This is a genomic window from Vibrio sp. OPT24, from assembly GCF_015163545.1.
Taxonomy (GTDB): domain Bacteria; phylum Pseudomonadota; class Gammaproteobacteria; order Enterobacterales; family Vibrionaceae; genus Vibrio; species Vibrio cyclitrophicus.
The window spans coordinates 476521-490149 of the sequence record NZ_JADDYI010000053.1 but is presented as its reverse complement, the minus strand read 5'-3'; the positions used below and the strand labels follow the sequence as shown (position 1 = coordinate 490149).

General features: G+C 44.0%; 11 protein-coding genes. 9 read left to right on the top strand and 2 right to left on the bottom strand.

Annotated features, from left to right (window positions below; translation table 11 throughout):
- Positions 1 to 53: 53 nt before the first annotated feature.
- Together IQO02_RS15905 and IQO02_RS15900 are read right to left on the bottom strand one after the other, a co-directional pair.
- Complete coding sequence (locus tag IQO02_RS15905; RefSeq protein ID WP_065101404.1) at positions 54 to 839, bottom strand: ABC transporter ATP-binding protein; 786 nt, start codon at positions 837 to 839, stop codon at positions 54 to 56.
- Between the two features lie 79 nt (positions 840 to 918).
- Complete coding sequence (locus IQO02_RS15900) at positions 919 to 1677, bottom strand: siderophore ferric iron reductase (RefSeq protein ID WP_010430396.1); 759 nt, start codon at positions 1675 to 1677, stop codon at positions 919 to 921.
- A 218-nt stretch (positions 1678 to 1895) separates the two neighbouring features.
- Between IQO02_RS15900 and IQO02_RS15895 the strand changes: the two genes are divergently transcribed.
- The 9 genes from IQO02_RS15895 (at position 1896) to IQO02_RS15855 (ending at position 13603) form a co-directional block, all read left to right on the top strand.
- Positions 1896 to 2804 (top strand): AraC family transcriptional regulator, encoded by a 909-nt coding sequence (locus IQO02_RS15895; RefSeq protein ID WP_016785346.1) that lies wholly within the window; start codon positions 1896 to 1898, stop codon positions 2802 to 2804.
- Between the two features lie 206 nt (positions 2805 to 3010).
- On the top strand, positions 3011 to 5134 hold the full coding sequence (locus IQO02_RS15890; RefSeq protein WP_016793428.1) for a TonB-dependent siderophore receptor: 2124 nt from the start codon (positions 3011 to 3013) through the stop codon (positions 5132 to 5134).
- A gap of 82 nt (positions 5135 to 5216) precedes the next feature.
- Positions 5217 to 6155, top strand: coding sequence for an iron-siderophore ABC transporter substrate-binding protein (locus tag IQO02_RS15885; protein ID WP_016799594.1), 939 nt, complete (start codon positions 5217 to 5219; stop codon positions 6153 to 6155).
- Complete coding sequence (fhuB, locus tag IQO02_RS15880; RefSeq protein ID WP_016799593.1) at positions 6155 to 8149, top strand: Fe(3+)-hydroxamate ABC transporter permease FhuB; 1995 nt, start codon at positions 6155 to 6157, stop codon at positions 8147 to 8149. Before IQO02_RS15885 ends, fhuB begins: the two co-directional genes overlap by 1 nt.
- Positions 8150 to 8370: 221 nt before the next feature.
- Positions 8371 to 9183, top strand: coding sequence for a crotonase/enoyl-CoA hydratase family protein (locus IQO02_RS15875; protein WP_016792684.1), 813 nt, complete (start codon positions 8371 to 8373; stop codon positions 9181 to 9183).
- 93 nt (positions 9184 to 9276) lie between these two features.
- The gene (locus IQO02_RS15870) at positions 9277 to 10458 is read left to right on the top strand and encodes an OmpP1/FadL family transporter (protein WP_016792685.1); all 1182 of its coding nucleotides are present in this window, start codon (positions 9277 to 9279) and stop codon (positions 10456 to 10458) included.
- The gene (locus tag IQO02_RS15865; protein WP_010430354.1) at positions 10458 to 11147 is read left to right on the top strand and encodes a hypothetical protein; all 690 of its coding nucleotides are present in this window, start codon (positions 10458 to 10460) and stop codon (positions 11145 to 11147) included. Before IQO02_RS15870 ends, IQO02_RS15865 begins: the two co-directional genes overlap by 1 nt.
- A gap of 287 nt (positions 11148 to 11434) precedes the next feature.
- The gene (locus IQO02_RS15860) at positions 11435 to 12547 is read left to right on the top strand and encodes an NADH:flavin oxidoreductase (RefSeq protein ID WP_022571036.1); all 1113 of its coding nucleotides are present in this window, start codon (positions 11435 to 11437) and stop codon (positions 12545 to 12547) included.
- 408 nt (positions 12548 to 12955) lie between these two features.
- Positions 12956 to 13603, top strand: a complete 648-nt coding sequence (locus IQO02_RS15855; protein WP_016785339.1) for a CatB-related O-acetyltransferase — start codon at positions 12956 to 12958, stop codon at positions 13601 to 13603.
- The last annotated feature ends 26 nt before the right edge of the window (positions 13604 to 13629 follow it).

Sequence of the window (13629 nt, the reverse complement as noted above, 5' to 3'; positions counted from 1 at the left end):
GTGGGGGGGGGGGATGGGGCTAGTAGTTGGTTTAAAGCGCTTGAAAGCGTGAACTATTCGCAGACTACCGCCACTTTTTCACTCGCGGCTGTCTTAGCTGGAACTGGATGATCGATCAATCGGATAGGTGATTCATACAGTGCAGACAATGCTTGTTCATCGAGCAACTTATCGGCGCTGCCTTCAAATGCTATCTGTCCTTTTTTTAGAGCGACAATATGTGTAGCGTAACGCAGTGCAAGGTTCAAATCATGCAAAATGACGATCACCCCAACGTTTTCCTTTTTGTTGAGTTCAGAAAGCAAACCCATTAACTGAAACTGATGGTGAACATCCAATGCAGAAGTTGGTTCATCAAGGATGAGTACAGGCGATTGCTGAGCCAGTAACATCGAGACCCACGCTCGTTGACGTTCGCCGCCAGATAAATCATCCGCAAGTGACTGTGAGAATTCAGCAACGCCAGTTCTTTCCATTGCTCGTTGGATAATAGATTTATCTTCAGAGTTCCAACGGCCTAATGCTCCTCTCCATGGGAAGCGACCTAAACGAACCAACTCTTCCACCGTTAAACCTGCAGAAGCGGGCAATTTTTGAGGCAGATAGGCAATTTTCTTGGCTAAGTCTTTGCTTTTTAACGAGGACAGGGAAGCGCCTTCTAATTGAACTGTGCCGTAATCTGGAGCTATTTGTCCGGATAGCAAATTAACTAGCGTTGATTTCCCTGAACCGTTGTGACCCAGAACGACGGTGAGTTCATCGGTCGGAATAATAAGGTCTTCAACAGATAGGATAGTTCGGTTGTCTCGAACGATGTTGATATTTGAAAGCTGAAACATATCGGTCCTGTATCAAGACCAATGACAGTGCCTAATGAAAGCGGCTCTCTATATTGGTCTTTTAGAATAATGGGTATTGCTAAGCGGTTTTTCTGTTGTCAGGGTGCCTAGGACAGTCGTCACAATATTTCCCCGAGTCACACTTATAGACGAGGCAGCAACTGATTCTGATCAGTTTAAGCATACCTGAACCTGAATCAATCTTAAGGCTGTCTAAGTGGCTGTCAGGTAATTGGCATGCGTCTAACCAAAGCTTAGCTTGCGATGTGATGTAGTCGTTAGTCAGGCTCGGTTCATGTTGTTGTAGTTTTATCAAACTGGCTAACAACAAATCAGCCAGTAAGTGATTGGTAAACCCTGGTCGAATACGAGTCCATTCACTTATTTGGCTACGATAAAACTCAGTAAGATCAAGAATGGCTTTGCCGGCATGTGGGATCAATTCTTCCGGTGTACCGTGTTGATGATCACCGTTAAAGAAGCGATAACCTGTGACAAATTCTTTGTACCTAAACTGGCCAATATTCTTAATATCAGGCAACGAACGAAGCCCATAAATAGAAATGAAAGTCACATAAATCGGTTGCCAACAAACGAGATCCCAAGTTCGAGTTAACCAATAGGCTTTGCCTGCTTCAGGGTGACTCTGTGCAATGCCATCATAAACGCGTTTGATCTCTATATGACTCTGGACATTCGTTATTGCGATGCTTTTACTGCTCAGAGAACCATAACTACCGCTTAGGTAAGGGGTTACCTGTTTTGAATAAGCGAAGATTTTTTGGTGCAGAGAAGGGGCTCTCCTACGAGTGACAATATTGTGTAGTTGGGAAAGCATTTTAAACCATTAAATGAGAATCAGTTGCGTTATCATAGCGAACATAATCGAGGAGAACCACACAAATTGGAGCATCTACTTCGAACGTTGGTCGTTTTTGATACTTATAAACAGTACATGGACTGCTTGTTTTAAGTGATAAAGACCTTGTTAAATGATAAAAGTACGGGTGAACCCTGTTTGCCACTGCCAACTAAAGAGAAGATGAAAGCTTGAATATGAACACACCAGCATTTGATCGCATCAGTCGCGTTCTGGCATATATCCATACGAACCTTAGTTCTGCGTTATCTCTAGAAGATATTGCTAAGCAAAGTTGTTGGTCTCGTTGGCAGTTACAAAGGGTGTTTCAAGCCGAAACTGGGCTCACCGTAGCCAATTATGTAAGGGAGCTTAAGCTGAGCCAAGCTGCGGAAGAGCTACTTGATGGAAAAGAACGTGTGATAGATGTTGCACTTGGTCTTGGATTCAACTCAGAAATTAGTTTTAGTCGTTCGTTTAAGCAGATGTTTGGGGTTAGCCCGAGCCAATATAGAAAAGCAGGCAAAAGAGTTGGGCTTAGAAAGCCGATTCAGGTTTCTGAAACTAAAAGCGCTGCTGATCATGGTGCTCTCAGTTTTGTGAAAGTTCGTATTGATGAGAGAGAGTCATTTCTTGTTAAGGGTATGACATCAGAAATCAGCGGTTTATTTTCACTGACACAAGACTTCGCACAAAAAGTTCCACAACTTTGGTCTCGTTTAGAGCATGAAGTTACGATTCCAAACGATAATGTGCTTCAGCTTGTTGGTGTCGTCGACCTAACTCAGTCTTGCTTTGATGGCACGAATATTCATTATTGGGCTGGCGTTGAGTTACACGATGGAATATCAATCCCTCAATTACCGAGCATTATCTCTGATAAATTAGAGGTGTTAACTATCCCTAAGCAAACCTACGCCGTGGTCAAACATTGTGGTCCTATAGAAAACCTGCGACATACCTTAAGTTGGTTTGTTCTTAATTGGCTGCCGAACTCTGGTTATCGCGGTGTGGATGGTTACGAACTCGAAGTATACCCATTTAGCTATCAAGCGCACGCCGCTGATGCCGAAATGGAATATTGGGTTCCTATTATAAAATCGTAGTCATATCTATTCAAATTTCTTTCTATAAAGCCCTCCCTCTCATTACAGCTAATTGCCGTTTTAATCATCAATTGGCTGCTTTTTAGTCAAAATAAGTCAAGTTCTTTTGGAATTTGCACCAAATTGTTAATTATCCCATTCATAGATACATACAATGCAAATGAGATTTATTATTATTTATATTAAGCATTGGTACCGAGGGAATTATGACCACTCACACTCGTTTTAAGTATTCATCATTGGCAGTTGCGTTGCTGACGGCGTTTTCAACGCAAGCGTTGGCGGAAGATACTATTACAGCAGCAGATTCGAATATAGAAACTGTCACTATTATGGGCAAAGCGTATCGTAATACCGCAACCAAATCGGCACTTGAACCAGAAGAAACGCCTCAAGGTATTACGGTTATTGATGAAGCACAGTTAGAGCAACGAGGTGTTCAATCTTTGAACCAAGCCCTTCGTTATGCACCGGGTGTTGTAACTGAAAACCGAGGTGGCTCTGTAGCCATGTTCGATTCTTACTCTATACGCGGTTTTAAAACCAATAACGTTAACTATTACGATGGTTTATCACTTCAACAATTGAATGGCTGGAATTTACAGCCGCAGATTGATCCTATCGCAATGCAACAAGTTGAGATTTTTAAAGGACCGACTTCTGTACTTTATGGAGCGATGCCACCGGGCGGCATGGTGAACATGATCGCTAAGGCTCCGCAAACTGAAAAATCAACGAAGGTTGGTGTCGCGACAGGTTCGCGAAACCTACAAGAAGCTTCGATTGATACCACTGGCCAGTTTGGTGACAGTGATTTCTCTTACCGTTTGATCGCACTTGCTCGCAAACAAGATAGCCAAGTTGATAACGCTGAAGAAGAACGTTATTTAATTGCCCCTTCTGTAGACTGGCAAGCAACAGACAGCACATTAATCAACTTCAACCTTTATTACCAAAACGATCCTTCAATGGGCATCAACTCTTCAATGCCATTAGATGTTCTGAAAGCAAGCGACCCATCTGTTTCTATGGGTGATAAGAGCTGGAGTAAATTTGAACGTGAAGTGTTGATGGTTGGTTATAAGATTAACCACGACTTCAATAATAATTGGACATTCTTACAGAATGCTCGTTATACCGATGCATCTCTTTACCAAGAGAACACTTACCATGTGAGCTACGATTCAAATACGCCGAATCAACTTAGTCGATACTTGTATTCTACAGATGAAAGCTTTAAAGGCTTTGTCATTGATAACCAACTGAGTGGTCTTATCAAAGCTGGTTCAATAGAACACAATGTGTTAGTTGGTATCGATTATCAAAATATGGATGGAGACGTAAATTACTCGTCTTATAGCGCTAACGGAAGTGGTTTCAATAGCTTCGACCCGTTGAACCCTAACAATGATCTCCTCGATCGTAGCGATGTAACAAAAACGGGTGAGTATCTTGATGACACCACATCAAGCCAACTTGGCTTATACCTTCAAGACCAAGTTCGTTTAGATGCTCTTGTCCTAATTGCAGGTGCTCGTTTTGATCACTACAAGTCAGAAAGCGATTACTATGCACATGAATCTGATCACAAGCAATTTACTTATCGTGTAGGTGGTTTATACGAACTTAATAATGGTCTATCTCCATTTGCGAGTTACGCGACCAGTTTCGAGCCAGCTCCGGGTGTTGATAAGAGTGGCAACGAATTTGATCCTGAAATGGCGCAGCAAGCTGAGATTGGTGTGAAATACCTGTCTGATGATATGTCGAAAGAAGCGACGGTTTCTTTATTCCATATTGTTAAGCAAGATATGTTGATGACAGATCCGACAAACGTCTATGGACCAAGAATTCAAGTGGGTGAAGTGGTATCGCAAGGTGCTGAACTATCAGGCCGTTGGTTTGCTACTGAGAACTTTGATATTGCGGCAGCTTACACTTACGTCGATATGGAAATAACAGAAGACACGAGTAATGGCCTAGAGGGCACTACGCCAATCTATGTACCTGAACATACTGCGAACTTGTGGGCTAACTACAACGTATTTAACGGCATGCTAGCGGGCTCCCGATTCAGTGCTGGTGCTCGTTATGTTGGCGAAATGCAAATGGATGCGAGTAATACTCAAGGTAAAGTACCTGCGTACACAGTGGTTGACCTGTCTGTAGGTTATGACTTAGGTGCAGCGAGTGATACTTTATCAGGCGCTACTGCTAACTTAGCCGTAAATAATATCTTCAATGAAGAATACTATGCCTGTTACGATCAATCGAACTGCTGGTTCGGTGCTGAGCAGTCTGTAGAACTCAGCGTGAACTACGAGTTCTAATTTATTTGAATACATAAATCTAAGCAGCCTGTGTGGGCTGCTTTTGTCGTTAAATAAACAATTAAAAAGTGACAGTGATTATATGAAAGCCAACTATTTTACTTCTCGTGTCCCTAAAGTGAGTTTGTTCATTGTCTCATTGAGCTTGTTGTTATCAGCTCAAGCGATGGCCAACTTTCAAGTTGAAGACAGTGAGGGTGTTAAAACCCTTGAAGCTCAGCCTGTTAGAGTTGCGGCGCTGAACTGGGACATAGCTGAACAAGTGATTGAGCTCGGTGTAATACCAGTAGCAGTACCTGATATTGCAGGTTATACCGATTGGGTTGTTCAACCTGCGATTCCAGAAGGCGTAGCGGACATTGGTACTCGAACTGAGCCCAATTTTTCTGCTTTGAAGAAGCTAAACCCTGATGTGATTCTTATCGCTTCGCCTCAGAAAGATCTTCAGCAACGACTTTCTGAAATTGCGCCCGTGCTTTACTACCAAACATACAGTGACCAGCACAGCAATGCAGCGGCGGCTATCGAGAACTTCAAGAAGATCGGACAGTTGCTTGGTAAAGAAGAACAAGCGAACCAAAAGCTGGCCGTAATGGATGAGCGTATCGCGGTTTTAAAAGCTGAGTTAGACAAAGCGTATCCGGGCGATAAACCGAAAGTCACTTCTTTCCGTTTTGCGAGCACGACTTCTGTATACATTTACGGTGATAACTCTATTCCACAATATGCACTTGAGCAGCTTGGCTTTGACAATGCGATGGATCTTCCTGCAAGTCAGTGGGGTATCAGTCAAAAGCGTATGACCGAGCTTAAGAACGTGAAGAAGGGGATTGCGCTTTACTTTGAACCTTTCCCATATCAAGACAAGCTAGACCGTTCTCCGGTTTGGAAGAGCATGCCCTTTGTTCGTAATGGTCAATTTAGTCCAGTAGCCGCAAGTTGGAGTTACGGCGGTGCAATGTCGATTTTGTATAACACAGAAGCCATGGCGCACTCGTTGTTGACGCTAGCGGAGCAGTAATGAAATCCAGTGGTTTTATGATGGGGGCTGCGCTGCTTTGTGCTGCCCTTATTCATTTGTGGTTAGGGCAGTCGGAATTTGGCCCTATTGGTGAGTTGCTTCAGCAAGCCTCACAGATCAGTGATATCGCAACATTCAACGTAATGGTCGATGATTCATTCGAGCTGATGGCGTTAACCTATGTCAATTTACCTCGCTTGGTGATGGCGATCTTGGTTGGTGGAACACTTGGCACCATAGGTAGTTTGTTCCAGCAGCTGACTCAGAATCGCATGATGTCGCCGTTAACTTTAGGTACATCATCAGGTGCATGGCTTGGTTTGGTTATTCTGAATGTGGTGGCGCCAATGTTAGTTGCTCAATATTCGGTTTGGTTTGCGCTAGTCGGGGCATTGCTTGCTATGGGGCTGATTGTTTCGATTGTCGGAATCAAAAATATGAGCGGCTTGCCAATTGTATTGGCGGGCATGGCGATCAACTTATTGCTAGGGGCATTTGCAACGGCGATTATTCTGCTTAACGACCAGTACGCTCAAAATCTGTTTGTATGGGGGGCGGGCGATCTAGGACAGAACGGTTGGGAACAAATAATTTGGCTGATGCCTAAGTTGCTGCCGATCTTCGCCATCTTCTTGTTGGCGCCAAGAATCCTGACTTTGCTTTCGATCGGGACTGAAGGGGCAGCAGCGCGCGGGCTCAATATTGGCGCAACATTCTTTGTATTGATGGCGGTTGGCGTTTGGTTGGCTTCAGTATCGATTACCTCGGTAGGCGTGATCAGCTTTATCGGCTTGATAGCTCCAAACATTGCTAGGCATTTAGGTTTTCTAAAGGCCAAATCTGAACTCGTCGCCAGCTGTGTATTAGGTGCGCTATTACTCTGTGTCACCGACAGCTTGGCGATATTCTTGGCGCAATGGTCTTTAGATATGATTCCAACAGGGACGGCAACCGCGGTGATTGGTGCTCCAGCGTTGATCATTATTGCTCGCAAGCAAATGTCTGCTCAAGATCAGCTATTTTTCTCGATGCCTAAAGGGCCGAAGTCTATTTCATCTTTGGCTTACTTCTTGTTGGGCTCGATGATCCTCGGGTTGCTGGCGTTGAGTACATTGTCTCAGCCTTCTTCAGATATGGGCTACTTCGTTATCCCCGATGTATTTGAATGGTCGATTCGTTGGCCGAGAATGTTAACGGCGATATTCGCTGGTGGCGGTTTGGCAGTGGCTGGTGTGATTTTACAAAGGTTGGTTTATAACCCACTTGCAAGCCCAGACATTCTTGGCGTATCGGCAGGTGCGGTGTTAGCGCTGATTTTCAGTAGTCTGTTTATGGGATACTCGATTCACTCACTAAGCCCGTGGGTTGCGTTTTTAGGCAGTGCGATTGCACTCTGTTTATTGCTACTCCTCGGTAAGAAGCATCAGTTTGCTCCATCCATTTTAATTCTTACAGGCATTTCTTTGACCGCGGTGCTGGAAGCTTTAGTGCAATTTTCTCTAACGCGAGTAGGTGAGGGGAAATACACCTTATTAGCTTGGTTAGCAGGGTCTACCTATCGTGTTGAACCTGAGTCTGCCACTATAATGGCTGTCGTGATTACGGCTTGCATAGGTGTTGCTCTACTGTTGAGTCGTTGGGTGACCTTAATTGCGACTGGACGTCAGTTCGCGAGTGCCAGAGGGTTGAATATCAACATCGCCTACGTCGTCTTGTTGTGTATTGTTGCGATCTTATGTTCGGTCGTGACAACCACCATGGGGCCTGTCGCGTTTGTCGGCTTGTTAGCTCCGCATATCGCTGCAATGGTAGGGGCTCGTTTGGTTCGAGAGCAGATTATCTTGGCGTTTTTGATTGGCGCAGCAATGATGCTATTTGCCGATTGGCTAGGTCAAGTGGTGGTGTTCCCCGCGCAGCTTGCGGCAGGAACCTTAGTTTCTATTATTGGCGGCAGTTATTTCATCTTCTTGTTACTGAAATCTCGAAGAACATAGGTTCTCCCAAAATTGAGAGTCCTTGATTATCAAAGCTACTGGTATTCAAAGCTACGAATAAAAAGCAGTGAATGGAGCGATCCATCACTGCTTTTTTATTTATGTCGTTTGTGTAAAGGGGCGGTGTTAAGCAACACAGGTCTCGCTTCTTAATGTGCAAGTTTGGCATATGTTAATAAAATGTATAACCTAAAGGTCTGACCACTTATAAGGTAGCCACCATGCCAAACCTCGATCGTATTACTTGTTCTATCGATGAAAACCAAATTGCGACGGTTGTGTTGAATCGACCCGATAAGCTCAATGCTATTGATATGGCGATGTTTGAAGCCGTTAATGACATGATAAGTGAGCTCAAGAAGAACAGAGATATTCGAGCTGTTATTGTTAAAGGCAGTGGTTCCGATTTTTGTTCTGGTTTAGATGTTAAATCGTTATTGAACAGTAAAGTAGGGGCGATGAAGCTTTTGTTCAAATGGTTACCGACATTACCTAATGCTGCGCAGCACTTTTCGCTTGGTTGGCGAGAGATCCCATGTCCTGTCATTTTTGCGATTCATGGTCGTTGTTGGGGAGGCGGCCTTCAATTAGCCAGTGGTGGTGATTTTAGGATGGCCAGTCCAGACGCGACTTTCTCGATACTGGAAGCCAAATGGGGTTTGATTCCTGACATGGGAGGCGCCATCGCATTTCGAGAGTTAATGCGTAAAGATCACACCTTAGAAATGGCGATGACCGCGAAGGTGATCGACTGTGAAACTGCGAAAGAATATGGATTGGTGACCAAGATTGCCGAAGATCCTTACGCTGAAGCTTATGCGTTAGCACTTGAGTGTGCTAATCGATCGCCAGATGTCCTTGCCGCCAATAAGAAGCTCTACAATAAAACGTGGTGGTCTAGCCCTGGTATTGCGCTGTTTTTAGAGACTTGGTATCAAATCAAAGTTGGAGCAAGGAAGAACAGAGCGATTGCCATCCAGCGTGAAACTCATAACGATAAACCACGAAAATATCTTCCCAGAACCTTTAAGTAGGGCTTGTACAGGAATAATCGTTATTACCTTTGTTTATGGGACTTTGCGGTAGCCTTAGAGCAATTTAATGTCTAAGGCTAAATGAGCAATCTGATGAACAAAACTTTTACTTACTCGCTAGCTGCCACCGCAATTTTTACAAGTTTAAATGCTTTCGCAAGTGGTCTGTTTTTACAAGAAGCTGTCGTCGCCAATGCTGGTACTACCGGCGCTGGGGACGGTGTTTATACTCGCTCTGCTGCTGCAATGTGGACGAACCCTGCCACCATGTCTCATATGGGCGAAAGCAAAACGACCATCAACACCATGGCGTTTGATCTTGAGATGCAATATCAAGACAACGATGGTAATCCAGATGGTAAAGCTCATTCCGTAATGCCGTCATTTGGTGCCTTTCACGCTCACCAAGTGACTGACAAATTACACCTTGGTATCGCGCTGGGTGCAGTAGGGGGCTCTAGCCTTGATTACGGCAGTGAGTGGGCGGGAGCTGAACTCTTAGAAGATATCACCCTCACTGCGATGCAAGTAAACCCATCACTAAGCTACCAACTGAATGACCAGTGGTCGGTTGGTGCCGGTATCCAGTTAAGTTGGGCTGCGTTACAACAGTCATCCTCTGTTTTTACAGCAAAGCAAGACACTGACTGGGCTTATGGTTATAACCTAGGTGTAATGTTTACGCCGTCGGATAAACTTAAGTTGGGTGCTAGCTATCGGTCAAAGCTTGAGCACGAGTTTAATAATGAGTTAAGAGGGGTAGAAGATTTTTCTAACTCTCTAGCTATGGATCTTGCTTTACCAGAGATCGTTGATATCAGCGCTAGTTACGCACTTAACCCAAAGCTCGACTTATTGGCTAGTGTGCAATTACATCGTTGGAGTGAGTGGGATACAACAGTTCTTGATTTTGGTGTTGCTGGAAGCCCAATTAGTGGTGTTCCACTTGAACGCGATTGGGACGACGTGTGGAAGTTTGCGGTTGGTGCTGATTATCAGCTTAACTCAGACTGGCGTCTAAAAGCCGGCTTCTCTTACGAAACCTCTCCGCAAGACGACCCAACAATGCAGTATGTTGACCTTCCTGTAGGCGAACAGTATCGCTATTCGGTAGGTGCTTCAACGTATTGGGATGATATCTTGATTGATATGTTCTACGAGTATGCGGATTTAGGTTCAGTTGATATGAATCGAAGTGGACCAAAAGGTAATACTTTGCTAAACGGCTCATTCGACGGTCGCATCCACTTTGTTGGCGTTAGTGCGACCTTCTAATGACAAAATATAATCTATTAATTGTTGCAGCAATGACACTGTGCTCGATGGGTGCTTTTTCTGAAGAGAAGCATCCGGATGATCCAACCAAGATCGTAACTAAAGCCGGCGTTGCATATAACGAAGAGCTTAAGTTTTCGGGTTCTATCGGGCTTGATGAAGCGCGAATGATCAACGCGCGCGTTAATGCAGACGGCGAAGAATGGCGAGTGGGCGGCTCATGGCTATTGCCTTTGGGGATCGTCAATTTCAACTTTAGTCGCTCTGAATACGACAACGATGCTTACAAGAATAACTACAGTATCGGAACATTTGTTCCATTGAGTTATTTCGATATCGAACCCTTTGGTTGGCAAATCTTCCCGATGGCTGGCTACAGCTATAACGATGGTGAAGTGGCGGTATTCGATGATGAGAATGTGGGTTCTGATTATGTATTGATGCCGAGTTCGACTCATGGCGGTTATATTGGTGCATTTGGTCTGAAAACGATAACTGAAGAGTGGTCTATCATGGGCTTTGGTGGTGGCTCTATGGGTTCTGATGATTATTCAGGCTATTGGGCAGGGGTCGGTGCTAGCTACAAATTGAGTGACGCCCAGTCGTTCAATTTCTTCACTATTTTTGCTGAGGATGACTTCGGTGAGAATAACAGTGTTGGTGCGTCTTACACCTATGAGTTTAAATAGCTGTTAGCAGGTAGCAATTCGCAGGTGGACACCTCTCGTAAGAACCATTGACTTAGTCCAGATTAAATTGAACAAAGTCGCTTATTAAAGTTGAGCGACTTTCTTTTATTACCATTTCTCCAATCTTTTTTATCTCTTTTTGATGCTTTCTATACCTCTCTCATATAAGAGTGCCGCTCTCTTAATCTAGATTAAGTTTTACCTGCCATATTCTCTGTACTATCCGCTTGAATCAGTGCCCATGCTTAATGGGTAACTTGCGTAATACGATTTTGAGAGGAAGACACTTGAGCACTTTGTTTACAGAAACCCACATTGGCAAGATGACACTAAAGAATCGCTTCATGAGAAGTGCAACGTGGGAAAATATGGCCACCGAGGATGGGCATATGACAGATAAACTGTACGCTATCTACGAAGAGTTGGCTCAAGGTGAAGTCGGCCTGATCGTGACGGGTTACGCGAACATCGTTGAAGAAGAAAAGCCTAATGCGGGCATGATGGGGATGTATAACGACTCATTCATTGCAGAGTATCAGAAACTGACTCAACTGGTGCACGACAACGACTCTAACATAGTAATGCAATTGGCTTATGGTGGCACCAAAACCACGCATGATCTTGGCGAACGAGTGATCTACGCACCAAGCGAGGTTCCGGAAAAAGGAACTCAAACACTAGGCAAAGCGATGACCAAAGACGAGATCGACTACATTGTTGATGCCTTTGCTCAAGCGTCTTTGAGAGCACAAAAATCAGGCTTTGATGGCGTTGAGATTCATGCTGCACACACCTACCTGATTAACCAGTTCTTAAGCCCTTATTACAACCAACGTGAAGATGAATACGGCGGTAGCTTAGAAAATCGTATGAGATTCTTGCTTGAGATCTACACATCGACTCGTAAGTTGGTAGGTGATGACTTTCCTATCTTAGTTAAGCTTACAGCTTCTGAGTTTTTCGAGGGCGGAGTGACGTTTGATGAAACTCGATCGGTGTGTAAGAAGCTTGAAGAAATTGGTGTTGATGGCATCGTGGTGTCAGGCAACATCCATGGTAAAGCCGACACCATGATTGGCGAATATCACGATGGATTCACTATTCAAGCTGAAGGTTATTTTCACGAATATGGTCATGCTATCAGCCAAGACGTTAATATTCCGGTGATCACTGTGGGTGGATTGACAGATTTCGATGCGATTGAAGCCATCGCTAATAACACGGGTATTGAATACTTCGCGCTTTCAAGACCTCTGCTATCAGAGCCTCATTTAGTTAAGCGTTGGAAGGAAGGGGATAGAAGTCCTGTTGAATGTGAGCGATGCTCTAAGTGTCGTACTAAGCGCGGCAACTTTTGCGTGGTGAATAAAGACAGAAAAGTACAGCTCGCTCGCATGTAATCGCTGATCCTAGACCCAAGCGTAAGCCTAAATTAATAAGCGAGTCTAAGTTTGAGTTTGTGTTAATTACAGGCTCAAACTTGTATTCTAAAAACGATATTTGAAACCTTATTAATCACATTCTTGTGTCAAATGAGTGTGCATTAACGGATACAATACACCTGTAAATTATCTAACCAAGTTATCGATAACCAACTGAGCAAACTTTGAAATTACTTCCTCTCTTAAAGCAACCTCGAATCCACTGACACCTTTTTAGTTTTAGCGGCATTACGATCATTTCAACTGTGACTACACTATTGATGTATCAGGGCACCCATTGCTACTACGTCAGCGAAGCTGTGCACGTTGAATCTGTATGGTCGAGTATATTGATATTTAACTAATAAAGATTAATCAGAGGTAAAAATGCAAAACAAGCATTGGTCCAAATTCGAGTTGCTGCATGAAATCGTAACCAACCCCAATATTCACGTAAAAGGTCAACACAGTTATTACAGTGATTGTTGGGATAATGGCTTCGAACAATCGGTAGTACGCTATTTACATGGTGACGAAGTCAGCCGCCAGTGGGAGCCTCGATGGGAAATCGACGAACTCTATATTGGTGACTATGTTTGCATTGGCGCAGAAGTTGTCATTCTCATGGGCGGAAATCATACTCACAGAGTGGATTGGTTTTCACTGTATCCGTTTATGGACGTGATTGAAGACGCGTATATCGGCAAGGGTGACACTCATATTGAAGATGGTGTTTGGCTAGGCATGCGAGCCATGATAATGCCAGGAGTAACGATTGGTGAAGGCGCTGTGGTTGCTGCAAATAGTGTTGTGACAAAAGACGTCGCTCCCTACTGCATTGTCGGTGGCTCTCCTGCGAAAGTGGTTAAATACCGTTTCGACGAGTCTGTTATTGAAGAACTGATTTCGATGAAAATATACGACTGGCCTGAAGATAAGTTTGAATTATTGAGGAAGCACTTAAGTGGTTCTGATCTACAGGCACTCAAAAATTCGCTAGTTGAGTATGATGCGCAAACCCCGGTAAACGATTAATTGAACTTAGTATTAGGAACACTCAG